The sequence below is a fragment of the Amycolatopsis sp. NPDC048633 genome (genome assembly GCF_040650695.1).
Classification (GTDB): Bacteria; Actinomycetota; Actinomycetes; order Mycobacteriales; family Pseudonocardiaceae; genus Amycolatopsis.
The window spans coordinates 76,348-103,134 of sequence record NZ_JBEZHS010000002.1; the positions used below are offsets into that span (position 1 = coordinate 76,348).

Consider the following 26,787-nt stretch of genomic DNA (forward strand, 5'->3'; position numbering starts at 1 on the left):
GGTCTTCGGAGGTCCCGAATGAATCATTCGCGACGCTCCGCGTGACGGCGATCGGCGGTGCGTCATGACGGCCGTCGACGAGCCGCGCGCCGCGGTGGCCGACCCGGGTGTTGCGGTGGCCGAACTCGCGGCCGCCGCCGAGCCTGGCATTGCCGTGGGCGAGGCTGCCGCTGAAGGCGAGCTTGCTTCCGCGGCCAAGCTCGCTGCCGCAGGTGAACTCCCATCCGCCCCGGGTGTTGCGGTGGCCGAACTCGCGGCCGCCGCCGAGCCTGGCATTGCCGTGGGCGAGGCTGCCGCCGAAGGCGAATTCGCTTCCGCGGCCGAGCCCGCCACCGCCGCAGGCGGGGGCGCCTCGGAACGCAAGGCCGCCACCACCGCGGGCAAAGCTCTTCCCGCGCCCTTCCTCGGCCTCGTCCTCGCCATGGGCCTTTCCTCCTTCGGCGACGCCGTCTGGCTGATCGCCCTCTCGGTCACCCTCGTCGGCACCGCCGGACCCGCCCTCGCGGGCCTGGTCCTCGCCCTGGGCTCCCTCCCCAAAGTCCTCACCCTGCTCGTCGGCGGCGCCGTCGCGGATCGGACCGGGCCGAGGCGCGTCCTCGTCACCACCGACCTCATCCGGGCCGGGGCCATGCTCGGCGGGGCCGCCGCCGTTCTCGTCGTCGGGCCCGAACTTCCCCTGCTCGCCGGGCTCATCGTCGTCATGGCCGTGGCCAGTGCCTTCTTCATCCCGGCCTCCGACGCGCTCCGGCCGAACCTGCTGCCGCCCGAACACCTCGTGCGGGGCAACGCCGTCTACCTGGCCGCCGTGCGCGGGGGGCAGGCCGCCGGCGGGGCGCTCGGGTCGTGGCTGGCCGGGCTCGGCGGGCTCGTCACCGTCGCCGTCGTCAACGGCGTCAGCTTCGGGATCTCCGCCCTCGCCGCCGGGAAGACCAAGACCCTCGGCAAACCGGAACCCCGGGAGCGCGTCAAGATCCGGCAGCTCGGGACGGAGATCGGCGAAGGCTGCCGGTACGTCGCGCGCCGGCCCGCCCTCCGGACCGCCATGATCGTCACCGGCCTCCTCGAGCTCAGCGGGGCCGGCCCGATCAACCTCGGCCTGGTCCTGCTGGGCGGCACCCAGGGCGCCGGCTGGCTGCTCACCGCCATGACGCTGGGCGCGTCCCTCGCCTTCGTCGTCTCGGTCAAGTGGCCGCCGCGGGAAAAGGCCGGCCGGCTCGCGACCTGCGGGCTCGCCGCGCAGGTGGGCTGCCTCGCCCTGCTCGCCTCCGGTTCCCTGGCCGTCGGCATCGCCGCCTTCTTCACCCTCGGCCTGGTCGCCGGGCTCACCGCACTCGTGCTCGTCAGCCTCGCCCAGCGGTGGGCGACCCCCGAGATGCGCGGCCGCGTGATGTCGATCCTCGCGCTGTTCACGCTCGCCGCCACCCCGGTCGGCAACCTGCTGATCGGCGTGCTGACCGAGACGATCGGCGTCCCGCTCACGATGTTCGCCCACGCCGCGGTCGCGCTCGTCGCGCTCGCCCTGCTCGTCGCCACCCCGGCACTCGGCCGGGCCGCCCTCACAGAGGAGAAGAAGTCATGACCAACCCCTTCGAAGACGAGAACGGCACCTTCCTGGTCCTGGTCAACGCCGAGAACCAGCACTCGCTGTGGCCGTCCACTGTGGACGTCCCGGCCGGCTGGCGGACCGTGCACGGCGAGGACACCCGCGCCGCGTGCCTCGAGTACGTCGAGACGCACTGGACCGACCTGCGCCCGGCGAGCCTCGTCGCCGCGATGCGCTGACCACCCACCCGCCGGCAGTAACCGAACTGGAGCTGATCTACGTGAACGTCGACGACCGGCAGCTGCTGGCGGCCTGGAACGACACCACCACCGACGTCCCGGAAGCGGGCCGCACGCTCGCCCGGCTGCTCACCGAGCAGGCGGCCCGCACCCCGGACGCGACGGCGCTGGTGTTCGAAGGCGAGTCCCTGACCTACCGCGAGCTCCACCGGAAGGCCAACGGGCTCGCGCATCTCCTGGCCGAGCGGGGCGTGGGCCCCGGCGTCCTCACCGGCGTCTGCGCCGACCGATCCCTTGAGCTGGTGATCGCCCTGCTGGGGGTGCTCAAGGCCGGCGGCGCCTACGTCCCGCTCGACCCGGACTACCCGGCCGACCGGCTGGCCTACATGGTCGCCGACAGCGCCGCCCCGGTCGTCCTCACCCAGACCCACCACAGAAGCCTCTTCGACGCCGAGACCACCGAGACCCTCTGCCTCGACGCCCTCGACCTCACCGCCTACCCGGACACCGAGCCGGCACCAACGACGTCCACAAAGGACCTCGCCTACGCCATCTACACCTCCGGCTCCACCGGCCGCCCCAAGGGTGTGCTGGTGCCGCACGAAGGCATCGTCAACCGGCTCGCCTGGACGCAGGCCGAGTACCGTCTCGACGAGACCGACCGCGTGCTGCAGAAGACGCCGTCCAGCTTCGACGTCTCCGTGTGGGAGTTCTTCTGGCCGCTGCTGACCGGCGCCACGCTCGTCGTCGCGCGCCCCGGCGGCCACCGCGACCCCGCCTACCTGGCCGGCCTGATCCGCGCCGAGCGGATCACGACCGTCCACTTCGTCCCGTCGATGCTGCAGGCGTTCCTGCTCGACCCGGCCGCGGCGACCTGCACCGGCCTGCGCCGCGTGCTGTGCAGCGGTGAGGCGCTGCCCGCCGAGCTGCAGGCCCGGTTCTTCGAGACGCTGCCCGGCGTCGAGCTGCACAACCTCTACGGCCCGACCGAGGCATCGGTCGACGTCACGTACTGGGCGTGCGACCCGGCACAACGGACAGTCCCCATCGGACGTCCGGTGTGGAACACCCGCACCTACGTCCTCGACGCGGAGCTGCGCCCGGTCGCGCCGGGCGTGTCCGGTGAGCTGTACCTCGCCGGGATCCAGCTGGCCCGCGGCTACCACGGCCGGCCGGGCCTGACGGCCGAGCGGTTCGTGGCCAGCCCGTTCGAGCCGGGGGAGCGGATGTACCGCACCGGCGACCTCGCGCGCTGGTCCGAGGATGGCACGGTCGGCGCGCTGCACTACCTCGGCCGCACCGACCACCAGGTGAAGATCCGCGGCCTGCGCGTCGAGCTGGGCGAGATCGAGGCCGTCCTCGACCGGCAGCCCGGCGTCGGCGGCTCGTGCGTGCTGGCCCGCGAAGACCGTGCGGGCGACCAGCGCCTGGTCGGTTACGTCGTCCCGGACGGCACTCCTGATGTCGAAGCCCTGCGCGCGGCCCTCGCCGAGAACCTGCCGGAGTACATGGTCCCGGCCGCGTTCGTGGTGCTGGAGACGCTGCCGCTGACCCCGAGCGGCAAGCTCGACCGCAAGGCTCTCCCTGCGCCGGACTGGTCGGCCGCCCGCACCGGCCGCGCCCCGCGCACCCCGCGCGAAGCGGCGCTCTGCGAGCTGTTCTCCGAGATCCTCGGCGTCGACGGCATCGGCATCGACGACGGCTTCCTCGCCCTCGGCGGCCACTCGCTCCTCGCGGCCAAGCTCGTCTCCCGCATCCGCGCGACGCTCGGCGTCGAAGCGGCCATCGGTGACATCTTCCGCGCGCCGACCCCGGCCGGGCTGGCCGAGCTTCTCGAAGACGCCCCGGAAGCCCGCCCGGCCCTGACCCCGCGACCCCGTCCCGAGCCGATGCCGCTGTCGTTCGCCCAGCGGCGGCTGTGGTTCCTCGACCAGGCCGACACGCGGAACGCGAGCTACCACGTCCCGCAGGCCGTCCGCCTGACCGGCCCGATCGACGCGGACGCGCTGCGCCGGGCCGTCGAAGACGTCGTCGCCCGGCACGAAACCCTCCGCACGATCTTCACCCGTGACGGCGACGAGCCGGTGCAGCGCATCCTGCCCACCGGTGAAGTCCCGTGGGTAGCAACAACGTCCACTGAGGACATGCTCGCCGCGGACCTGACCGCGGCCACCGAGGCCGGGTTCGACCTCGCCCGCGAACTGCCGATCCGTGCCACGCTCTTCACCCTGCCCGGCGACACCGCCGTGCTGCTGCTCGTCGTGCACCACATCGCGAGCGACGGCTGGTCCTTCGCCCCGCTCCTGCGTGACCTGTCGACCGCCTACGCGGCCCGGCTCGAAGGCGACGCTCCGAAGTGGACGCCGCTGCCGGTGCAGTACGCGGACTACACGCTGTGGCAGCAGGAACTCCCCGTCGAGCGCGACCTCGCGTACTGGCGTGACGCTCTGGCCGGGCTCCCCGAGGAGCTGCCGCTGCCGGCGGACCACTCGCGTCCGGCGGTCGCGAGCCACCGCGGCGGGGTCGTCCCGATGGACGTGCCCGCCGACGTCCACCGCCGCCTGGCCGGACTGGCCGCGGCGGAAGGCGCGACGCTCTTCATGGTGCTGCAGGCCGCGTTCGCCGCGCTGCTCACCCGCCTCGGCGCCGGGGAGGACGTCCCGGTCGGCTCGCCGGTCGCCGGCCGCACCGACGCCGCCCTCGACGACCTCGTCGGGTTCTTCGTCAACACCGTCGTCCTGCGCACCGCGACCGGGGGCGACCCGACGTTCCGCGAGCTCCTCGACCGCGCCCGCGAGACCTGCCTGGCCGCGTTCGAGCACTCCGAGGTGCCGTTCGAGCGCGTCGTCGAAGACCTGAACCCGGCCCGCTCGCTCAGCCGCCACCCGCTGTTCCAGGTCCTGCTCGTCCTGCAGAACAACCTCGCCGCCGAGCTGACCGTCGACGGTGCCCGGTCCACCGGCGAGCGCGTCGACATCGGGTACGCGAAGTTCGACCTGGCCGCGATCTTCGAGGAACGCGACGGCGAGCTGACCGGCTTGCTGGAGTACGCGAGCGACCTGTTCGACCGCGACACCGCCGCCACGCTGGCCGGCCGCCTGCTGCGCGTCCTGTCCGCGGTCGCCGCGAACCCCGACACGCGGATCGGCGACCTCGACCTCCTCGACGCGACCGAGCGGATCCAGGCCGAGACGGGCGGCATGCCCGCGCCCGCCGCGCCGGCCGTGACCCTGCACGAGGTGATCGAGGAGCACGCCCGCCGCACCCCGGACCGCACCGCGCTGCTGTTCGAGGACCGGACCGTCACCTACACCGAGCTGGACGCCCGCGCGAACGGCGTCGCCGCACTGCTGGCCGGCGTCCCGGCCGGGCGGATCGTCGCGATCTGCCTCGACCGCGGCCCCGACCTGGTCGCCGCCATCCTCGGCGTGCTCAAGGCCGGCTGCGGCTACACGCTGTTGGACCCGTCGTTCCCCGCCGAGCGGCGGCAGCTGCTGGCCGAGCAGGTCGACGCGCCGGTCGTGCTCGACGACCTGTCCGAATGGGACACTGTGGACTCTTTCGCGACGCCGCCGAGTCGTGCGGTGTCCCCGGCCGGTCCCGCCTGCGTCATGTTCACCTCCGGCTCCACCGGGACGCCGAAGGGGGTCGTCGCCTCGCACGAAGCCGTCGCCACGACCGTCCTCGGCCAGGGCTACACCGGAGACGTCTGGCTGCAGACCGCGCCGGTGTCCTGGGACGCCTTCGCGTTCGAGCTGTTCGGCGCGCTGCTCACCGGCGCGACCTGCGTCCTGCAGCCCGGTCCCAAGCCCGAGCCCGCGCTCATCGCGGACCTGGTCCACCGGCACGGCGTCACGACGATGTTCGCCTCGGCCAGCCTGCTGAACTTCCTCCTCGACGAGTACCCGGCCGTGTTCGCGCAGGTCAGCCACGTCTACACCGGCGGCGAAGTCGCGTCGGTCGCCCACCTGGCCAAGGCGCTCGAAAGCCACCCGGCGGTGGCGTTCACCAACGCCTACGGGCCGGTCGAGAACATGATCTTCGTCAGCAGCCACCGCGTCACGGCCGCCGACTTCACGGGCGCGCCGATCCCGATCGGGGTGCCGCTCAACGGCAAGCGCGCGTACGTCCTGGACGAGCGGCTGCGGCCGGTCGCGCCCGGCGTCGTCGGCGAGCTGTACGCCGCGGGCGGCGGCATCGCGGACGGCTACGTCGGCCGGCCCGGCCTGACCGCCGTCCGGTTCGTGGCGTCGCCGCACCGGCCAGGGGAGCGGATGTACCGCACCGGCGACCTCGTGCGTCGCCGCGCCGACGGTGTCCTCGAGTACGTCGGCCGCGCCGACGACCAGGTCAAGATCCGCGGGTTCCGCGTCGAGCCGGGCGAGATCCGGACCGCGCTGGGCACGCACCCGGCCGTCACCGAGTCCGCCGTCGTCGTCCGCGAGGATCGGCCCGGCCAGAAGCTCCTGGTCGCCTACGTCGTGGGCGAGCCGGCCGACTTCCGCGCGTACCTCGCCGAGCGACTGCCGGAGCACCTCGTGCCGTCGGCGTTCGTCCTGCTGGACGCGCTGCCGCTGACGGCCAACGGCAAGCTCGACCACCGCGCCCTGCCCGCTCCCGAGCGCACGACCACGAGCCGCACGCCGCGCACCCCGCGTGAAGAGGTCCTCTGTGGACTGTTCGCCGACGTGCTCGGCGTCGAGTCGGTCGGCGTGGATGACGGGTTCTTCGCCCTCGGCGGGCACTCGCTGCTCGCCGCCCGGCTCGTCGCCCGCGTCGGCGCGGTGCTCGGGGTCCGGATCGGCGTCGCGGACGTCTTCCGCGCGCCGACCGTCGCCGGCCTGGCCGCGGTGCTCGACACCGCCCGCGCCGCCCGCCCGGCCGTCGTGGCCCGGCCGCGCCCGGTCGTCCTGCCGCTCTCGCCGGCCCAGCGCAGCCTGTGGTTCGTCGAGCAGCTCGACCAGGCCGGCGCCACCTACAACGTCCCGCGTGCCCTGCGGCTGACCGGCGCCCTCGACGTGCCCGCGCTGCGCCAGGCGTTCGCCGACGTCGTCGAGCGGCACGAGGCGCTGCGGACGGTGTTCCCGGACACCGACGGCGTGCCCCGCCAGGAGATCCGCCCGCTCACCGAGCTGCCGTGGACCGAAGCCGCGGTGGACGTGGCCGAGTTCGCCGCCCGCGAGTTCGACCTGGCCGCCGACCTCCCGATCCGCGCGGCGTTGCTGCGTCAGGCCGGCGACCACATCCTGGTGATCGTCACCCACCACATCGCCGCCGACGGCTGGTCCTTCGGCCCGCTCCTGCGCGACCTGTCGGCCGCCTACGCGGCCCGGCTCGAAGGCGACGCTCCGAAGTGGACACCGCTGCCGGTGCAGTACGCGGACTACGCGCTGTGGCAGCAGGAACTGCCGGACGACTCTCTCGGCTACTGGGCCGACGCCCTCGCCGGACTGCCCGACGAGATCTCCCTGCCCTTCGACCACCCGCGCCCGCCGGTCGCGAGCCACCACGGCGCGACCGTCCCGATCACCCTCGACACGGACCTGCACGCCCGGCTCCTGCACCTGGCCCGCGGCGAGCACGCGACGCTGTTCATGGTGCTGCAGGCTGGGTTCGCGGCCCTGCTGTCCCGGCTCGGGGCCGGGGACGACGTCGCCGTCGGCACCCCGTCGGCGGGCCGGCCGGACGCCGCGCTCGACGACCTCGTCGGCTTCTTCGTCTCTACCCTGGTGCTGCGGACCGACCTCAGCGGCGACCCCAGCTTCACCGACCTCGTGCGCCGGGTCCGCGAAAGCTCGCTCAAGGCGTTCGACCACGCCGACGTCCCGTTCGAACGGGTCGTCGAGCGGCTGAACCCGGCCCGCTCGACCGCGCGGCACCCGTTGTTCCAAGTGATGCTGGCGCTGCAGAACAACGTCGCGGCGAACCTGGCCCTGCCCGGCCTGGCTGCGGCGGACGTGCCGGTGACCACCGCGACGGCAAAGTTCGACCTCACCCTCAACCTGGAGGAGACCACCGGCGCCGACGGCACGCCGGCCGGGATCGGCGGCTACCTGGAGTACGCGACCGACCTGGTCGACCCGGGCACCGCGGCCGACCTGGCCGACCGATTCGTCCGGCTGCTCACCGCCGCCGTCGCGACGCCCGCCGCGGCCTTGTCCACAGTGGACCTCCTGTCGGACGTCGAGCGCGTCGCCATCGAGGCATCCAACAGCGAGACCGAGCGACAGCTGCCGGACACCTCGGTCATCGAGCTGTTCGAGGCCCAGGCCGCGGCGACCCCGGATGCGCCCGCGCTGGAGTTCGGCACCACCACGCTGACCTACGCCGAGCTGAACGCCCGAGCCAACCAGCTCGCCCACCGCCTGGCCGGCCGCGGCGCCGGACCGGAGCGGTACGTCGCCCTCGCCCTGCCCCGCGACGAGCAGCTGATCATCGCCATGCTCGCCGTGCTCAAGACCGGCGCCGGGTACCTCGCGCTCGACCTGGACTACCCGGCCGACCGCATCGCGATGATGCTGGAGGACGCCGACCCGGCTCTGGTGCTCACCCGCGACGAACTCGCCTTCGAGGGCGACGCCGGAAACCTGGCGCACACCGCGTCGCCGGACAGCCCGGCGTACGTGATCTTCACGTCCGGTTCGACCGGCCGCCCCAAGGGCGTCGTCGTCCCGCGCCGGCCGCTGCTGAACTTCCTGCTCGACATGGTCGACCGGTTCGCGATCACCGCCGGCGACCGGCTCCTGGCCGTCACGACCGTCGGCTTCGACATCGCCGGCCTGGAGATCTTCGCGCCGCTGCTGGCCGGGGCGACCGTCGTCCTCGCGAGCCGCGACGACGTCCGCGACACCCGCGCGCTGGCCGCGCTCGCCGAGGACGGCGTCACCCTCCTGCAGGCCACCCCGAGCCTCTTCCACGCGCTGCTGGCCGAGCCGGTCGACCTCTCCGGCGTGCACGTGCTGGTCGGTGGCGAAGCCCTGCCGGACGACCTGGCCGTCGCGCTGCGGGCGCGGGCCGCGTCGGTGACCAACATGTACGGCCCGACCGAGACGACGATCTGGTCGACCACCGCCCGCGTCGGCGAAGGCGCGCCGACCATCGGCACGCCGATCGCGAACACCCAGGTCCACGTGCTGGACCGGGCGCTGCGGCCGGTGCCGGCAGGCGTGCCGGGTGAGCTGTACCTCGCCGGTGACGGCGTCGTGCGCGGCTACCTCGGCCGCCCGGACCTCACCGCCGACCGGTTCGTCGCCTCGCCGTTCGAGGCGGGGGAGCGGATGTACCGCACCGGGGACCTGGTCGCCCGCCGCCGGGACGTTGAGATCCGGTTCCTCGGCCGCGTCGACCACCAGGTCAAGATCCGCGGCTTCCGCATCGAGCTGGGCGAGATCGAGGCCGTGCTGGCCGCGCACCCGGCGGTCGCGCTGCGCGCGGTCGTCGTCCGCGAGGACCGGCCCGGCGACAAGCGCCTGGTCGCCTACGTCGTGCCTGCCGCGCCGGTCGAGATCGAGGACCTCCGCCGGCACCTGGCCGCCGCGCTGCCCGGGTACATGGTGCCCTCGGCGTTCGTGCTGCTCGACGAGCTGCCCCGGACGCCGAACGGCAAGCTGGACCGCAAGGCCCTGCCCGCGCCGGCGCTCGAAAGCGGCGCCGGCCGGCTCCCGCGCAGTGCCCGCGAGCACGCGCTGTGCGAGCTGTTCGCCGAGGTCCTCGGCGTGCCCGTGGTCGGCGTCGACGACGGGTTCTTCGACCTCGGCGGCCACTCGCTGCTGGCCACCCGGCTCGCCGGGCGGATCCGCGCGGTGCTGGGCCTCGACGTCACCGTGCGGGCGCTGTTCGCGAACCCGACGGTCGCCGGGCTGAGCGAAAGCCTCGGTGACGCCGTCGCGGCTCGCCCGGCGATCACCCGGCGCGCGCGGCCGGAGCGGCTTCCGCTGGCGCCCGGCCAGGAGCGGTTGTGGTTCCTGTCCCGGATGGACAGTGCGGACACCTCGTACCACATGCCGATCGCGTTGCGGCTGCGCGGCGACGTCGACGTTGCCGCGCTGGCGGCCGCACTGTCCGATGTGGCCGGACGCCACGAAGCCTTGCGCACGTACTACGCCGAGGACGAGTCCGGGCCGTACCAGGTGATCCTGGACGAGTTCGTGGTGCCGTTCGAGGTCGGCACCGGCTCGGTCGCCGACGCCGCGCGCACCCCGTTCGACCTGGCCGCCGCGCCGCCGGTGCGGTCGTGGCTGTTCAGCGAGGGCGACGAGCACGTCCTGCTCGTGGTGACCCACCACATCGCCGGGGACGGCTGGTCGATCCCGGTCCTGCTGCGCGACCTGGCCGACGCCTACGCGGCCCGGCTCGGCGGCCGCGCTCCGGAGTGGGTGCCGCTGCCCGTGCAGTACGCGGACTACACGCTGTGGCAACGAGAACTCGACAGCGACCTCGCCTACTGGACGGACGCGCTCGCCGGGTTGCCGGAAGAGCTTGCCCTGCCCTACGACCGTGTCCGGCCCGCCACCGTCGACCACGCCGGCGGGGCCGCGGCCGTCACGATCCCGGCCGAGCTGCACGCGCGGCTCCTGGAGCTGGCGGCCAGGCAGCGCGCGACCCTGTTCATGGTCCTGCAAGCCGCCCTCGCCACGCTGCTGGCGCGGTTCGGCGCGGGAGACGACGTGCCGATCGGCACCCCCGTCGCCGGCCGGCCCGACCCGGCGCTCGACGACCTCGTCGGGTTCTTCGTGAACACCGTCGTCCTGCGGACCGACGTCGGCGGCGCCCCGGCGTTCACCGAGTTGCTGGACCGCGTCCGGGAAGCCGACCTGAGCGCGTTCGAGCACGACGACGTCCCGTTCGAGCGCCTGGTCGAGGAGTTGAACCCGGCGCGTTCGGCGGCCCGGCACCCGTTGTTCCAGGTGATGCTGGTGCTGCAACAGGACACGCCGCCGGTCGCTCTGTCCGGAGTGGACACCGAGCCGTACGAGGTGGCCCGCGCGGTCGCCAAGTTCGACCTCACCGCCGCGCTGGAGGAGCACGGCAACGGCGGGGGGATCACCGGTGCCTTCGAGTACGCGACCGCGTTGTTCGACGCCGCCACCGCCGAGCGCCTGGCCGCCGCGTTCGTCCGGCTGCTGGAGCAGATCGCCGCCGCGCCCACGACTTCGATCGCCGCGTTCGACGTGCTCACCAGCGCCGAACGCGACCTCGTGCTGATCTCGGGCAACGCCGTCCAGCTGAGCGCCGCGCCCGAGGACTGCCTGCACACCATCGTCGAACGCCAGGACCCCGGCGCCGTCGCGATCCTGTTCGAGGGCGAAGAGCTGACCTACGGCGAGCTGAACGCCCGCGCCAACCAGGTCGCCCACCACCTCCTGGACGACGGTGTCCGTCGCGGTGAGGTCGTCGGCGTCCTGCTGGACCGTGGCTTCGGCTTCGCGGCCGCGGTGCTCGGCGTGCTCAAGTCGGGGGCCGCGTACACCCTGCTCGACCCCAGCTACCCGGCCGAGCGCTTGGCCGCGGTCATCGAGCAGGCCGGCGTGCAGCGGGTGCTGAGGACCGTGCCGGACCACGCGGACCGCACGAACCCGGACGTCGAGGTGACCCCGGCCGACCTGGCCTGCGTCATGTTCACCTCGGGTTCCACCGGCGTGCCCAAGGGCGTCGCCACCTCCCACCGCGGCGTCGTCGCGACGATGGGCCAGCGCTACGCCACCTTCGACGCCGGCCAGGTGTGGCTCCAATGCGCCCCGGTGTCGTGGGACGGCTTCGCGCTGCAGCTGTTCGGCGCGCTGCTCTACGGCGGCCGTACGGTCCTGCAGCCCGGCCAGAACCCGGAGCCGGACCGCATCGCGGCCCTCGTCGTCGAGCACGGCGTCACCGTGCTGCACGCCTCGGCGAGCCTGTTCAACTACCTCCTCGACCAGGAGCCGCAGGTCTTCACCGTGCTTCACCGGGCGATGACCGGTGGCGAGCCGGCGTCCGTCGAACACGTCACGAAGGCGCTGCGCGAGTACCCGGACGTCCAGCTGATCAACGGTTACGGCCCGGCCGAGAGCATGGGCTACACGACGTTCCACCCGATCACGTCGGCGGATCTCGGCGGCGTGGCCATCCCGATCGGACGGCCGGTCGCGAGCAAGCGCGCCTACGTCCTCGACGCGCACCTCGCCCTGACCGCGCCCGGCGTCACGGGTGAGCTGTACCTCGCGGGCCACGGCCTCGCCGACGGTTACCGCGGCCTGCCCGGCGCCACCGCCGAGCGGTTCGTGGCGTCGCCGTTCGCGGCGGGGGAGCGGATGTACCGGACCGGCGACCTCGTCCGATGGAACGGCGACGGCGTCCTCGAGTACGTCGGCCGCGCCGACGACCAGGTCAAGGTCCGCGGCTTCCGCGTCGAACCCGGCGAGGTGCGCGCGGTGCTGGCCCGCCACGACGGTGTCGAGCAGGCCGCGGTCGTAGTCCGCGACGGGCGGCTGATCGGCTACGTCGTCGGCTCGGCTGATCCCGCCGCGTTGCGGGCGTACCTGGCCGACCGGCTGCCGGACTACCTGGTGCCCTCGGCGATCGTGCCCCTGCCCGAGCTGCCCCGGACGGCGAACGGCAAGCTGGACCGCCGCGCGCTGCCCGCGCCGGACTTCGCGGCGGGCTCGCGCCGCCGGCCGCGGACCGTCACCGAGAACGTCCTCTGCGGACTGTTCGCCGAGGTCCTCGGGCTACCCGAGGTCGGCCTCGACGACGGCTTCTTCGACTTGGGCGGGCATTCGCTGCTGGCTGCCCGGCTGATCGGCCGCGTCCGCGCGGTGCTCGGCGTCGAACTCGGCATCCGGGACCTGTTCCGCACCCCGGCCGTCGCCGGGCTCGCCGAAGTCCTCGGCGACGCCGCCCCGGCACGCCCGCCGGTGACCCGCCGCGAGCGGCCCGAGCGGCTGCCGCTGTCGTTCGCGCAGCAGCGGCTGTGGTTCGTCGACCAGGCCGAGGAGGCCAACGCCGGCTACGACGTCCCGCGTGCGCTGCGCCTGCGCGGCTCCCTCGACGTGGCCGCGTTGCAGGCCGCTTTGGCCGACGTCGTCGAGCGGCACGAGTCGCTGCGCACGGTGTTCCCGTCGCACGAAGGTGAGCCGTGGCAGGAGATCCTGACCGCGCCCGCGGTGCCGTGGACGCTGACGCAGTCCACCGAGGACTCGTTGCCGGACGTGCTCGCGGCCGCTGCCGCGCACGTGTTCGACCTGCGGACCGAGCTGCCGATCCGGGCGCACCTCGTCGAGGTCGCCGCCGACGACCACGTGCTGCTGCTGGTGCTGCACCACATCGCGTCCGACGGCTGGTCGGCCGCGCCGCTGTGGCGCGACCTGGCCACTGCCTACGCGGCTCGGCTCGACGGCGAGGCTCCGGGCTGGGCGCCGCTGCCGGTGCAGTACGCGGACTACACGCTGTGGCAGCGGGAAGTCCTCGACGAGCCGGAGATCGCAGGACAGCTCGCGTTCTGGTGTGACGCCCTCGCCGGGTCGCCCGAGGAGCTGGCGCTGCCCGCCGACCGGGTCCGCCCGGCCGTGGCGAGCCACCGCGGCGGTTCGGTGGAGTTCGCGCTCGGCGCGGACGTCCACACGGCGCTCGCCGACCTGGCCCGCGGCAACGGCGCGACGCTGTTCATGGCGCTGCAGGCCGGGTTCGCCGCGCTGCTGTCGCGGCTCGGTGCCGGGGACGACGTCCCGCTGGGCACCGCCGTCGCCGGTCGCGGCGACACCGCGCTCGACGACCTGGCCGGGTTCTTCGTCAACACCCTGGTGCTGCGCACCGACGTCTCCGGGCAGCCGACGTTCCGGCAGCTCCTGAACCGCGTCCGCGACGCCGGGCTGGCCGCGCTGGCGCACGCCGACGTCCCGTTCGAGCGGGTCGTCGAGGAGCTGAACCCGGCCCGCTCGGCGGCCCGGCACCCGCTGTTCCAGGTGATGCTGGTGCTGCAGAACAACGCCACCGCGCGGCTCGGCCTGCCGGGTCTGGAGACCGAGGGCGTCACGGTCCGCCGCGACGTCGCGAAGTTCGACCTGACCGCGGGGATTGAAGAGAACCACTTGCTCGATGGCACTCCGGCCGGCTTGAGCGGCCAGCTGGAGTACGCCGACGACCTGTTCGACGCGGCGACGGCCGAGTCGATCGCGGCCCGGTTCGCGCGGTTCCTCACCGCGGCCGTCACGACGCCGGACGTCCCGGTCACGGACCTGGACGTGCTCACCGCCGAGGAGCACGCAGGTCTGCTGGCCCTGGGCACGACGCCGGCGACGGCTCCCGCGATGCGGCTGCACGAACTCGTCGAGCGGCAGGCGCAGTGGGCTCCGGACGCGACCGCGCTCGTCTTCGAAGGCTCGGCGCTCACCTACGGGCAGCTCGACACGGAGGCCAACCGGCTCGCCCGGCACCTGGTCGCCGAGGGCGTCCACCGCGGTGACGTGGTCGGTGTCCACATCGGACGCTCGCCGCGGCTGGCCGTCGCGCTGCTCGCCGTGCTCAAGGCCGGGGCCGCCTACACCGTGCTGGACACGGACTTCCCGGCCGAACGTCTGGTCGCCGCGCTGCGGCGGACGTCGGCGGCGGTCGTGCTGACCGACGGACGCGAGCTGCCCTGGCGCCGGATCGACGTCGTCGAAGACGCGGCCGCGATCGCCGTCCGCGACGGCGGTGTCCTCGGCCTGCCCGGCAGCCCGGACGACCTCGCCGTCGTCATGTTCACCTCCGGCTCCACCGGCGTCCCCAAGGCCGTCGCGGCCCCGCACCGCGCCGTCGTCGGCACGCTGACCGGCCAGGACTACGCCGGGTTCGGCCCGGACGACGTCTGGCTGCAGTGCGCGCCGGTGTCGTGGGACGCGTTCGGCACGCAGCTGTTCGGCCCGCTGCTGGCCGGCGGCACGGTCGTGCTGCAACCCGGCCAGCGGCCCGAGCCGGGGCTGATCGAGGACCTGGTCGTGGCGCACGACGTCACGGTCCTGGACGTCTCGGCCAGCCTGTTCAACTTCCTGGTCGACGAGCACCCGGCGGTGTTCGCGACCGTCCGCCGCGCGATGACCGGCGGCGAGGCGGCCTCGCCCGCGCACCTGGCGAAGGTGCTGCGGTCGTACCCGCACGTCGCGGTGGTCAACGGTTACGGCCCGGCCGAGACCATGGGCTTCAGTACGTTCCACGCGGTCACGGCGGTCGACGGGCCGGTCCCGATCGGGCGGCCGGTCACCGGCAAGCAGGCCTACGTCCTGGACGCGCGGCTGCGGCCGGTGCCCGCCGGGGTCGTCGGCGAGCTGTATCTGGCGGGCGTCGGCACCGCGCACGGCTACCTCGGCCAGCCCGGCGCGACCGCCGAGCGGTTCGTGGCTTCGCCCTTCCGGGCGGGGGAGCGGATGTACCGCACCGGCGACCTCGCTCGCTGGAACCGTGACGGCGTGCTGGAGTACGCCGGCCGCGCCGACGACCAGGTCAAGATCCGCGGCTTCCGCGTCGAACCGGGCGAGGTGCAGGCCGTGCTGGCCGCGCACGACGGCGTCACGCAGGCCGCCGTCGTGGTCCGGGACGGGCTGCTGGTCGCCTACGTCGTCGGCACCGCGGATCCGGCGGTGCTGGCCGGGCACGCCGCCGCGCGGCTGCCGGAGTACCTGGTGCCGTCGGTGATCGTGCCCCTGGCGGAACTGCCGCGGACCGCGAACGGCAAGCTCGACCGCGCCGCGCTGCCCGCGCCGCAGCGGATCAGCGCCGGGCACGTCGCGCCGCGGACGCCCGTCGAGATCGCGCTCGCCGGGATCTGGGCCGACGTGCTGGGGGTGCCGGAGCCGAGCGTGGAGGACAACTTCTTCGCCCTCGGTGGGCACTCACTGCTGGCGGCGAAGGTGACCGGTCGCATGCGCACGGAGTTCGGGGTGCGGCTGGGTGTGCGGGCGTTGTTCGAGGCCCCGACGATCGCGGCGCTGGCCCGGCTGGTGCCCGGAGCGTCTACTGTGGACTTCGAGCCGATCCCGGTCCGCGATCACGGGGCGCGTACGCCGCTTTCGCCGGTGCAGCGCGGGCTCTGGTTCGCCGAGCGTCTCGCGCCGGGGTCCGCTGAGTACCTGGTACCACTGGCGTTGCGGATCGGCGGGGACCTCGATGTGGCGGCACTGACCGGCGCGCTGTCGGCCGTGGTGGCGCGGCACGAGGTGCTGCGCAGCCGGTTCGTGGAAGTCGACGGCGAGCCGGCGCAGGTGGCCGACCCGGTGCGGCCGGTGCCGCTCCCGATCGCTGACGTATCGAACGTCGAGGAGTTCGTCCGGTCCCAAGTGGACACTCCGCTCGACCTCGAGCACGGCCCGGTGTTCCGGGCCGCGCTCGGCCGGGTGTCGGCCACCGATCACGTGCTGGTGCTGCTCCTGCACCACATCGTCGCCGACGGCTGGTCCATGGGCGTCCTCGCCGCCGAGCTCCGCGACCACTACGCCGGGATCCGGCCCGCCGCGCTGCCGGTGCAGTTCGGTGACGTCGCCGCGTGGCAAGCCGCCGACTCCGACGAAGCCGGGCTCGCCTTCTGGCAGCACGCACTCGACGGGATGCCGCACGTCGCGGAACTGCCCGCCGACCGGCCGCGGCCCCTCGTCCGGGACATCGCCGGCGCCAAGACGCCCGTCCACATCCCGGCAGACGTCGTCGCCAAACTGGCGGCGCTGGGGGCCGGGCACGGTGCGAGCCTGTTCATGACCGTGCTCGCCGCGTTCGAGGTCCTGATCAGCCGGTACACCGCGATGCGGGACTTCGCGATCGGCACCCCGGTGTCCGGCCGGAGCCACCCGCAGACCGAGCCGTTGGTCGGCCACTTCGTCAACACCGTGCCGCTGCGCGCGGACCTCACCGGCGACCCGGCGTTCACCGAGCTGCTGACCCGCGTCCGCACGAGCACCCTGGCCGCGTTCGACCACGACGACGTCCCGTTCGACCGGATCGTCGAGCTCCTGCGCCCGCAACGCGACCTCACCCGCACGCCCGTGGTGCAGATCGTGTTCGCGTTGCAGAACAACGACGAAGCCGGCTGGGCGCTGCCGGGCCTGGCCGTCGAACGGCTCGCCGTCGACACCCAGGTCAGCAAGTTCGACCTCGAACTCGCGCTTGCCCAGGACGCCGACGGTGCCCTGACCGGCATCTTCGAGTACCCGACCGCGCTGTTCGACACCACCACGATCGAGCGGCTGGCCGGCCACTTCACCACCCTCCTCGAGCGGATCGCCGACGCTCCTTCTACTCCGGTCGGTGAGCTGGACCTCCTGAGCACGACCGAACGCGAGCACCTCGTCAACGGCGTCAATGACACGGTTGTCGCCTACGACGAGGACGTCTGTCTGCACCAGCTCATCGCCGAGCAGGCGCAGCGGACGCCCGATGCGACCGCCGTCGAGTACCTGGACGACCACATCGACTACGCCGAGCTGGAACGTCGCGCCGGAGTCCTCGCGGCACGGCTGGTCGAGCACGGCGTCGGCCCGGACGTCCCGGTCGGGCTGCGGGTGGACCGCTCGATCGACCTGATCGTCGGCCTGGTCGCCATCCTCAAGGCCGGCGGCGCGTTCGTCCCGATCGAGACCGACGCGCCCGAACCCCGGGTCCTGGGCATCCTCGGCGACGCGAACTCGACGGTCTGCCTGGTCAACGCGGGGGCGTCAACCCCACAGGACAGCGAGATCGTCTTCCTCGAAGTGTCCGATTTGGACCGTGACGCGACAGAGCTGACCGACACGACCCACCCGGACAACCTGGTGTCGATCTACTACACCTCGGGCTCCACCGGGAAGCCGAAGGGCGTCGCGAGCACCCACCGCGGCTGGGTCAACCGGCTGCGCTGGCACCAGGACACCTACCGGCTCCAGCCGGGCGAAGGCGTCCTGCAGAAGACGACGCTGGTGTTCGACGACGCGGCCGTGGAATGCCTGTGGCCGCTCATCGTCGGCGGCCGGGTCGCGCTGATCCCGCCGGGCCTGCACCGCGACCCGGCCGCGATCCTCGACGGCGCCATCCGGCACCAAGTGTCGAACCTGCAGTTCGTGCCGAGCATGCTGACCCTGTTCCTGGAGCAGCTGACCCCGGCCGACCGCGCGGCCCTCAAGCCGCTGCGCAACGTCATCACCAGCGGCGAAGCGCTGCAGCCGGAGCTGTTGAAGCTGTTCTTCGACCGGCTGGGGGAGAACGCGACCCTGCACAACCAGTGGGGCGCCACCGAGGTGTCGATCGACTCGACCATGCGCGAATGCCTCCGCTCCGACCTCGACGGCGCGGGCTCGGTCAGCGTCGGGTCGCCGATCGCGAACAACCAGATCCACGTCCTCGACGAGCACTTCCGGCCGGTCCCGGTCGGCGTCCCCGGTGACCTGTTCATCGGCGGCGTCGGCCTGGCGCGGGGTTACCTCGGCAACCCGGGTAAGACGGCGGCCGCGTTCCTGGCCAGCCCGTTCGTGCCCGGCGAGCGGCTCTACCGCACCGGCGACCGCGGCCTGCGCACCCCCGACGGCGCGCTGACCTTCCTCGGCCGGCAGGACTCGCAGGTCAAGATCCGCGGCATCCGCGTCGAGCCGGGCGAGGTCGAGCAGGTCCTCCTGGAACTGCCCGGGGTGCGCGAAGCCGCGGTGACGGTGTGGCAGCCGTCGCCGGGCGACAAGCGCCTCGCCGGATACGTCACCGCGCAGGCCGGCGTCACGCTCACCGAAGCCGGGATCCGCGAGCAGCTGCGCGAGCGGCTGCCCGTCTACCTCGTGCCGACCGCGCTGAGCGTGCTGCCGGAGTTCCCGACCACGACCAGCGGCAAGATCGACCGCAAGGCCCTGCCCGCACCCGCCGCGGCCGGCGCCGAGTACCGGGCGCCGGAAGGCCCGGTCGCGGAACTCGTCGCCGAGGTGCTGCAGAGCGTCCTCGGGGTCGAGCGGGTCGGCGCGGACGACAACTTCTTCGACCTGGGCGGGCACTCCCTGCTGGGCGTCCGGGTGGTCGCCGAGCTGCGCAAACGGCTCTCGGCGGACATCCCGATCCGGCTCATCTTCGACTCGCCCACGGTCGCGGAACTCGCCGACGCCGTCGCCCGCGCCACCCGGCGCGAGTTCGAGGCCATCCCGAAGCGGCCCGACGGCCCGGCACCCCTCGCGGGTGTCCAGGTCGGCATGTGGCTGGCCGACCGGATGGCACCGTCTAGCGCCGAGTACCTGGTGCCGAACGCGGTCCGCCTGCGCGGCCCCCTCGACGTCGACGCTCTCGCCGCCGCCCTCACGAAGCTGGTCGAGCGGCACGAGATCCTCAGGACCCGGTTCGTCGAGCTGGACGGCGAGCCCAAGCAGGTCGTCGACCCGGCCGGGCCGGTCCCGCTGCCGGTGACCGACATCGACGAGATCACGTCGTTCCTGGAGGCTCGGGGGATCGACCTCGCCACGGGGCCGGTCTTCTCCGCGGCCCTCGGGCGACTGGCCGCGGACGACCACGTCCTGGTCCTGTCGGCGCACCACATCGTCCTCGACGGCTGGTCCGAGGGCATCCTCGCCGAGGAGCTGCGCGACCTCTACGCCGGTGTGGACCTGCCGCCGCTGCCGGTGCAGTACGCCGACGTCGCGGCCTGGTCCCAGCCGACCGAAGCGGACGTCGAGTTCTGGCGGACACAGCTGTCCGGCGTGCCGCAGGTCGTGCAGCTGCCCGCGGACCGGCCCCGGCCCGCGGTGCGCGACCCCCGCGGCGCGCGGTACGAGTTCAGCGTCCCGGCGGAGCTGGCGACACGGCTCGGCGAGCTGGGCGCGGAAGCCCGGGCCAGCCTGTTCATGACGCTGCTGGCCGGGTTCCAGGTCCTCGTCTCCCGGCACACGGGGCTGCGCGAGTTCGCCGTGGGCAGCCCGGTCGCCGGCCGGGACCACCCGGACACCGAGCGGCTGATCGGCCAGTTCGTCAACACGCTCGCCCTGCGTGCGGACCTGACCGGCTCGCCCGGCTTCACCGAACTCGTGGAACGCGTCCGCGAGACGGCGCTGAACTCCTTCAGCCACCAGGAAGTCCCGTTCGACCGGGTCGTCGCCGAGCTCCGGCCCGACCGCGACCCGAGCCGGAACCCCTTGGTGCAGCTGATGTTCGCGCTGCAGACGGTCTCGGAAGGTGGCTGGGAGCTCGGCAACCTGGACTGCGAAGCCCTCGGCGTCGAGACCGGCGCGGCCAAGTTCGACCTGGCCATGGTGCTGCGCGAGCAGCCCTCCGGCGCGGTCGACGGCGTCCTCGAGTACCCGGTCGCGCTGTTCGACGAGGACACGGTCGCCGGGTTCGCCGAGCGGTACGTCCGGCTCCTGGCCGGGTTCGCCGCCGACCCCGTGCGTCCGGTCGACCGGATCCCCATGCTGGACGCGGCCGAGGTCACCCCGCTCGCCGAGCACGCCCCCGGCGGGACGTTCGCCGGGTTGATCGAGGCCCAGGTGCGCCGGGACCCGGACGCCCCGGCCGTGGTGGCCGGACCGGACTCGCTCACCTACGGCGAACTGGACAAGGCAGCCAACCGCGTGGCCCGCGTATTGCAGAGCCGCGGTGCCGCTCCGGAGACGGTGGTCGCGCTGCTGCTGCCGCGTTCGGCCGACCTGGTCGTCGCACAGCTCGCGGTGGTGAAGACCGGAGCCGCGTTCCTCCCGATCGACCCGAGCTACCCGGAGGAGCGCATCCGCTACATGCTCGACGACGCGAACCCGGTGCTCACGCTGCGAGGCCTGCCGGTGTCCACAATGGACGGCGGCCCGCCGGACGTCGAAGTCAAGCCGGAGAACGCGGCGTACGTGATCTACACGTCGGGTTCGACGGGCCGGCCGAAGGGCGTCGTGGTCAGCCACGCCGGCCTCGGCACGCTGGTGGCCAACACCGTCGCCGCCTACCAGGTCGGCCCGGGTGACCGGGTGCTGCAGTACGTGTCCCCGAGCTTCGACGCGTCGATCCTGGAGCTGTGCGCGTCCCTGATGACCGGCGCGGCCCTGGTGGTCACCCCGCCCGGCCCGCTCCTGGGTGACCAGCTGCGGGACGTTCTCGCCGAGGGCCGCGTCACCCACGCGCTCATCCCGCCCGCGGCACTGGCCACCGTGGAGGATCCGGACCTGCCGGACTTCCGCACGGTCGTCGTCGGCGGCGACGTCTGCCCGCCCGACCTGGTGGCGAAGTGGGCGCCGGGCCGGCGGATGCTCAACATGTACGGCCCGACCGAAGCCACGGTCGTCTCCACCGTCGGCGAGCCCTTGGTGCCGGGGGAGCAGGTGACCATCGGCCGCGCCCTGCGGTACACGAGCGCGTACGTCCTCGACGACCGGCTCCAGCCGGTGCCGCCCGGCGTGGCGGGCGAGCTGTACGTCGCCAGTCCGGGCCTCGCCCGCGGTTACCTCGGGCGTCCCGGACTGACGGCCACGAGGTTCGTGGCGAACCCGGCGGGCGGGCGGATGTACCGCACCGGTGACCTGGTCCGCCGCACCCGCGCCGGGGAGCTGGAGTTCCTCGGCCGGACCGACGACCAGGTCAAGATCCGCGGCTTCCGCATCGAACTCGGCGAAGTGGAGTCGGCGCTGCGGGCCCACCCGGCGCTCACCGCGGCGGTCGTGCTGGCCAAGCCCGACCCGGCCGGCCAGAAACGCCTGGTCGCGTACGTCGCCGGAGACGTCACGACCGCAGACCTGCGGGCGTTCCTCGGGCAGCGGCTGCCGGAACACCTGGTGCCGAGCGCGTTCGTCGTGCTCGACACGCTGCCGGTCAACGCCAGCGGCAAGCTCGACCGCGCCGCACTGCCCGAACCGGCCGACGAGACGGCGGACTACGTCGCCCCGGGCAGTCCCGAGGAGCAGCTGATCGCCGACATCTGGGCCGAGGTGCTCGGCGTGCCCCGGGTCGGGCTCGGCGACGACTTCTTCGCACTGGGCGGGCACTCCGTGCTCGCCGCCAAGGTCCGCATGCGGCTGCAGGCCGCCTTCGGCGTGGACCTGCCCCTGCCCGTGCTCTTCCAGACCACCACGGTCACCGCGCTCGCCGCGGTGGTCCACACCGAGATCGAGGCCGAGCTCGCCGGCATGTCCGAGCAGGAGCTCCTCGACTCCCTCACCGAGGAGGCCAGCGCATGACCACGTTCGACATCCGCCCGGAGGCCGACGCCGATCGGGCGGCCCGGCTCCGGGCCGCGGTGCTCGCCCGGCGGCTGCGAGGACGCGCCACCGCGCCGGTCCGCGCGTTCGGCCCGGCCGATCGTGCCGCCCCGCTGCCGCTCTCGGCCGGGCAGCAGCGGCTGTGGTTCCTCGACCGGCTCGACCCGGACAGCGCCGAGTACGCGGTGCCGCTCCTGCTGCGCCTGGACGGCGTCCTCGACGTCGAGGCCCTGCGGCGCTCGCTCGACGCTCTCGTGGCACGGCACGAGATCCTGCGCACGACGTACGTCGCCGAGGACAACAAGCCGCGCCAGGTGATCGGCGCCCCGGCCCCGGTCGAGCTGCCGGTGGTCGAAGGGGACGTGGATGCCGTCTTGGCGGAGTACGTGAGCCAGCCGTTCGACCTGGCCACCGGCCCGGTGTTCCGGGCCATGCTGGTCCGCGAGGCGCCGGAGCGGCACGTGCTCGCGCTCAACGTCCACCACATCGCCTGCGACGGCTGGTCACTGCCGATCCTCCTCGACGACCTGCGCAAGCTCTACACCGGCGCGGAGCTGCCGCCGATCGAACTGTCCTATGCGGACTTCGCGGCCTGGGAACAGTCCCGGGTCGACGTCCACGAAGCCGATCTCGCCTACTGGAAAGACCGCCTCGCCGGGCTCGAGACCCTCGAGCTGCCCGCCGACCGGCCGCGCCCGGCCCAGCGCGACCCCCACGGCGCCTCGGTCCGGTTCACCGTCCCCGCGCCGGCCGCTTCCGCAGTGATCGACCAGGGCAAAGCGGTCGGCGCCACGCCGTTCATGACGCTGCTGGCCGCGGCTTACGTCGTGTTGGGGAGGCACACCGGCCGCGAGGACATCGCCGTCGGCACCCCGGTCGCCGGGCGCTCGCGGGCCGAGCTGGAACACATGGTCGGGTTCTTCGTGAACACCGTCGTCGCCCGCGGCGACCTCTCCGGCGACCCGGACTTCGCGACGCTGGCCGACCGCGTCAAGGTGGCCCGGCTCGCCGACCAGGCCCACGAAGACCTGCCCTTCGAGCGGCTGGTCCAGGAACTGGCCCCGGAGCGCGATCTCGCGCACACCCCGGTCGTCCAGGTGATGTTCGCCGTCTACGACTCCTCCGAAGGCGAAGCCGCGCTGGGCGACCTCGCGGTGTCCCCGGTGGACCAGGAGTCGAGCACGGCGAAGTTCGACCTGATGATCTCCTTCGTCCGCCGGCCGGACGGTTCCGTGGCGGGTGTGCTGGAGTACGCGACCGCGTTGTTCGACGAGACCCGGATGCGGCGGATGGGCGAGCACTTCGTCCGGCTCTTCACCGAGCTGGCCGCCAAGCCCGGCGTCCGGCTGTCCCGAGTGGACGTTCTCGGCGCGGACGAGCGGAAGCTGCTCCTCGAGACCTGGAACGCCACCGCCGAGCCCTACCTGCGCGGCACGCTGCACGGCCGGATCGCCGAGCAGGCCGCGTCCAACCCGGACGCCATCGCGGTCCGTTGCGGCGGCGCCGAGCTGACCTACGCCGACCTGGAAACCCGCGCGACCCGGCTGGCCCAGCGGCTGCGCGCCCACGGCGTCGGCGTCGAGACCCCGGTCGGCGTGCTCTGCGAACGCGGCCCGCTGCTGCTCCCCGTGCTGCTCGCCATCCTCAAGACCGGCGGCCACTACATCCCCCTGGACCCGGCGTACCCGCAGGACCGCAAGGAGTACATGCTCCGCCAGGCCGGCGCCCGCGTGCTCGTCACCACCCGCCGCTACGCCGGCGAAAACCTCGGCGACGTCGTGATCTACGCCGACGAGCCGGTGGCCGACGACCCGGTGCCGTGGGCCGACCCGGTCGTCGACCCGGAGAACCTCGCCTACGTCATCTACACCTCCGGCTCGACCGGCCGCCCCAAGGGTGTGATGATCAGCCACCGCGGCGTGCTCCACTACCTGGACTGGTGCCGCCAGGCCTACCGCGCCGACGAGGGCGACGGCGCGCCGGTGCACTCGTCGCTCGCCTTCGACCTCACCGTCACCGGGCTGTTCCTGCCGCTGCTGTGCGGCACGACCGTGACGCTGGTGCCGGAGGACGAGCACCCGGTGGCCGGCCTCGCGGACGTGCTGTCGAGCGGCCGGAAGTTCAGCTTCGTCAAGCTCACCCCGGCGCACCTCGAACCGCTGCGCCGGTGCCTCGCCCCCGAGGCGGCGGCCGCGGCCGCGCACCTGGTCGTCGGCGGCGAGCAGCTCACCGCCGAAGCCCTGGAGTTCTGGCGCGAGAACGCACCCGAAGTCGTCGTGGCCAACGAGTACGGCCACACCGAGACGTCGGTGGCCAACGTGATCAACCTGCTGCCCGCCGCCGGGTGCGTGACGACACCGATCTCGGTCGGGCGGCCGATCTGGAACACCGAGGTCTACCTGCTGGACGAGCACCTGCGGCCGGTCCCGGCCGGCGTCACCGGCGAGCTGTACGCGGGCGGTGCCGGCGTCGCGCGCGGCTTCGCGGGCAGCCCGGGCCTGACCGCCGCGAAGTACGTGCCCAGCCCGTTCGGCCCCGGACGGCTCTACCGCAGCGGTGACCTCGCCCGCTACCTGCCGGACGGGCGGCTGGAGTTCGTCGGCCGCACCGACCACCAGGTCAAGGTGCGCGGCTACCGCATCGAGCTGGGCGAGATCGAGGCCGCGCTGGTCGGCGGCCCCGGTGTCACCGAGGCGGTCGCCGTGGTCCGCGACGGCGCGCTCGCCGGGTACGTCGCACCATCCACTGTGGACGCCGAGGAGCTCCGGGCGCACCTTTCCGGGCGGCTGCCCGAATACATGGTCCCGTCGACGCTGACCACTTTGGACACGCTGCCGCTGACCTCCAACGGCAAGGTCGACCGCGTCGCGCTGCCCGCCCCGGACGCCACGCCGGTCGCGACGTCCGGGGTGCTCCCGCGCGACGAGCTGGAGATGGCGCTGGCGAAGCTGTGGGAAGACCTGCTGGGCCGCCGCGTCGGCGTCACCGACGGCTTCTTCGACGTCGGCGGCCACTCCCTCCTGGCCGTGGTGCTGGTCGACCGGATCAAGGCCGAGCTGGGCGCGACCGTCGGTCTCGCCGAGGTGTTCCGCGCGCCGACCGTCCGGGCCCTGGCCGACCACATCCGCGCCGGGGAAAGCGGCGGGGGACTGGTCGTGCCGCTCTCGCCGGGCCGCGCGGGCGTCGCGCCGCTGTTCCTGCTGCCGCCGACCGCCGGGAGCCCGTTCCCGTACCTGCAGCTCGTCGCCGAACTGGACCCGGCGCTGCCGGTGTTCGGCCTGCAGGCGCCCGGGTTCGCGCCCGGCGAGGAGCCGGTGCACACCATCGAAGAGCTGGCCGCGCGGTTCGTCGCCGACCTCCTGCCGGTCGTCGGCGACCGTCCCATCCGGCTGGCCGGCTGGTCGCAGGGCGGCTCGGTCGCGTTCGAAATGGCCGCCCAGCTGGAAAGCGCGGGCCGCGCGGTCGAGCACCTGTGCGTCATCGACGCGACCGTCCTCGGCGTCGACGACTACGGCAACCCGCTGCCCGAGGTCGACACCAGCGACCCGCTGGCGTGGTTCGGCGAGGCCGTGCTGAAGCTGGCCCCGGGGGCCGTCGACACGCTCGACGAGATGCTCGCCGAGGCCCGCGACCGCGGCATGGTTTCGGAAGTCGCGGGCAACGCCGTCGTCGAGCAGATGGCCCGCGTCTACCTCGCCGGCAAGGACGCCGTCGAGGCCTACCGCTGCCGGGCCGTCGTCGGCACCGGCATCCACCTCATCACCTCCACCGGCACCCACCCGGTGAAGGGCCGCCCGGAGGTGCGGCCGGAGAGCTGGCGCGCCCGCACGCGCGGCGAGCTCACGGTGACACCGGTGCCGGGGCACCACTGGGACATGGTCGAACCGCCGCACGTGGCGGAGCTGGCCCGGGCCGTGCAGGCCGGGCTCGCCGTGACCGCCGACGAGTGAAGGAGAACGCCATGACCGAAGACCTCGCGGTCACCGCACCGGCCCCCGCCACCGTCACCGACCCGCGGGCGGGCAGCTTCCGGGTCGACGCCCACCACGGTGAGATCCTGCAAGGGGTGTTCGTCACGGGCGGCCGGCTCCGCCGCGGCCTGGTGACGCTGCCGTGCCCGCTCTACAGCACCCGCGCCACGTTCCTGCCCACCGATGCCACCGGCACCACCGTCCGGCCCGCGTGGCGCAGCAAAGCGCGTCGCGCCGCCGACCTGACCCTGGCGCGGCTCGGCCACCCGATCCCCGGTGGCCTGCTCGACATCACCAGCGACATCCCGCTCTGCCGCGGCTTCGGCTCCTCGACCGCGGACGTGACGTCGGCGATCGGCGCGGTCCTCGCGGCGACCGGCCGGCGGCTCTCGCCCGCCGAGGTCGGCGCGCTGGCCGTCGAAGCCGAGACCGCGTCCGACTCGCTGATGTACGGCGGCCGGGCGGTCGTCTTCGCCCACCGCGAAGGCGAGCCCATCGAGGACCTGGGCGAGCTGATGCCGCTGGCCGTGCTGGGGTTCGGCACCAGCCCGGGCGGCCGCGGCGTCGACACTCTGGAGCTCCCGCCCGCGCGCTACACGTCGTGGGAGATCGAGGCGTTCCGGCCGTTGCGCGGCCTGCTGCGCCGGGCCGTGCGCGACGGTGACGCGGGCCTGCTCGGCCGCGTCGCCACCGCCAGCACCCTGCTCAACCAGCGTCACCTGCCCGTCCCCGGGCTGGACGACATCCTCGCCGTCGCCCGCGCCGCCGGGGCCGCCGGCGTGCAGGTCGCGCACAGCGGCGACGTCGCCGGCCTGATCTTCGACGCGGCCGACGCCGAAACCCCGGCGCGGCTGGAGTTCGCCGCGAACCGGCTCGACGTGACCGAAACCTGGCAGTTCGAAACCGAGAGGTGAGTC

The 26,787-nt window shown here is 73.6% G+C and carries 5 protein-coding genes; all 5 read left to right on the forward strand.

Annotated features, from left to right (window positions below; all coding sequences use genetic code 11):
• Positions 1-64: 64 nt before the first annotated feature.
• Genes AB0C38_RS06910 through AB0C38_RS06930 form a run of 5 tightly spaced genes read left to right on the forward strand, consistent with a single transcriptional unit; the run spans position 65 to position 26,784 of the window.
• Positions 65-1,579, forward strand: coding sequence for an MFS transporter (locus tag AB0C38_RS06910; RefSeq protein ID WP_360667782.1), 1,515 nt, complete (start codon positions 65-67; stop codon positions 1,577-1,579).
• Positions 1,576-1,782, forward strand: coding sequence for an MbtH family protein (locus AB0C38_RS06915; protein ID WP_360667785.1), 207 nt, complete (start codon positions 1,576-1,578; stop codon positions 1,780-1,782). The genes AB0C38_RS06910 and AB0C38_RS06915 overlap by 4 nt, the downstream gene beginning before the upstream one ends.
• Positions 1,713-21,878 (forward strand): non-ribosomal peptide synthase/polyketide synthase, encoded by a 20,166-nt coding sequence (locus AB0C38_RS06920; protein WP_360667788.1) that lies wholly within the window; start codon positions 1,713-1,715, stop codon positions 21,876-21,878. Before AB0C38_RS06915 ends, AB0C38_RS06920 begins: the two co-directional genes overlap by 70 nt.
• Positions 21,875-25,849 carry an amino acid adenylation domain-containing protein gene (locus AB0C38_RS06925; RefSeq protein ID WP_360667791.1) on the forward strand — a complete coding sequence of 1,325 codons (3,975 nt, stop codon included), beginning with the start codon at positions 21,875-21,877 and terminating at the stop codon, positions 25,847-25,849. Before AB0C38_RS06920 ends, AB0C38_RS06925 begins: the two co-directional genes overlap by 4 nt.
• Before the next feature lie 11 nt (positions 25,850-25,860).
• Positions 25,861-26,784: a kinase gene (locus AB0C38_RS06930; protein ID WP_360667794.1), complete on the forward strand. Its 924-nt coding sequence runs from the start codon at positions 25,861-25,863 to the stop codon at positions 26,782-26,784.
• Positions 26,785-26,787 lie beyond the last annotated feature (3 nt).

Bases quoted from the DNA above. Each gene is read 5' to 3' on its own strand.
- AB0C38_RS06915 (WP_360667785.1), top strand. From the start codon at position 1,576: ATGACCAACCCCTTCGAAGACGAGAACGGCACCTTCCTGGTCCTGGTC.
- AB0C38_RS06925 (WP_360667791.1), top strand. From the start codon at position 21,875: ATGACCACGTTCGACATCCGCCCGGAGGCCGACGCCGATCGGGCGGCC.
- AB0C38_RS06910 (WP_360667782.1), top strand. From the start codon at position 65: ATGACGGCCGTCGACGAGCCGCGCGCCGCGGTGGCCGACCCGGGTGTT.
- AB0C38_RS06930 (WP_360667794.1), top strand. From the start codon at position 25,861: ATGACCGAAGACCTCGCGGTCACCGCACCGGCCCCCGCCACCGTCACC.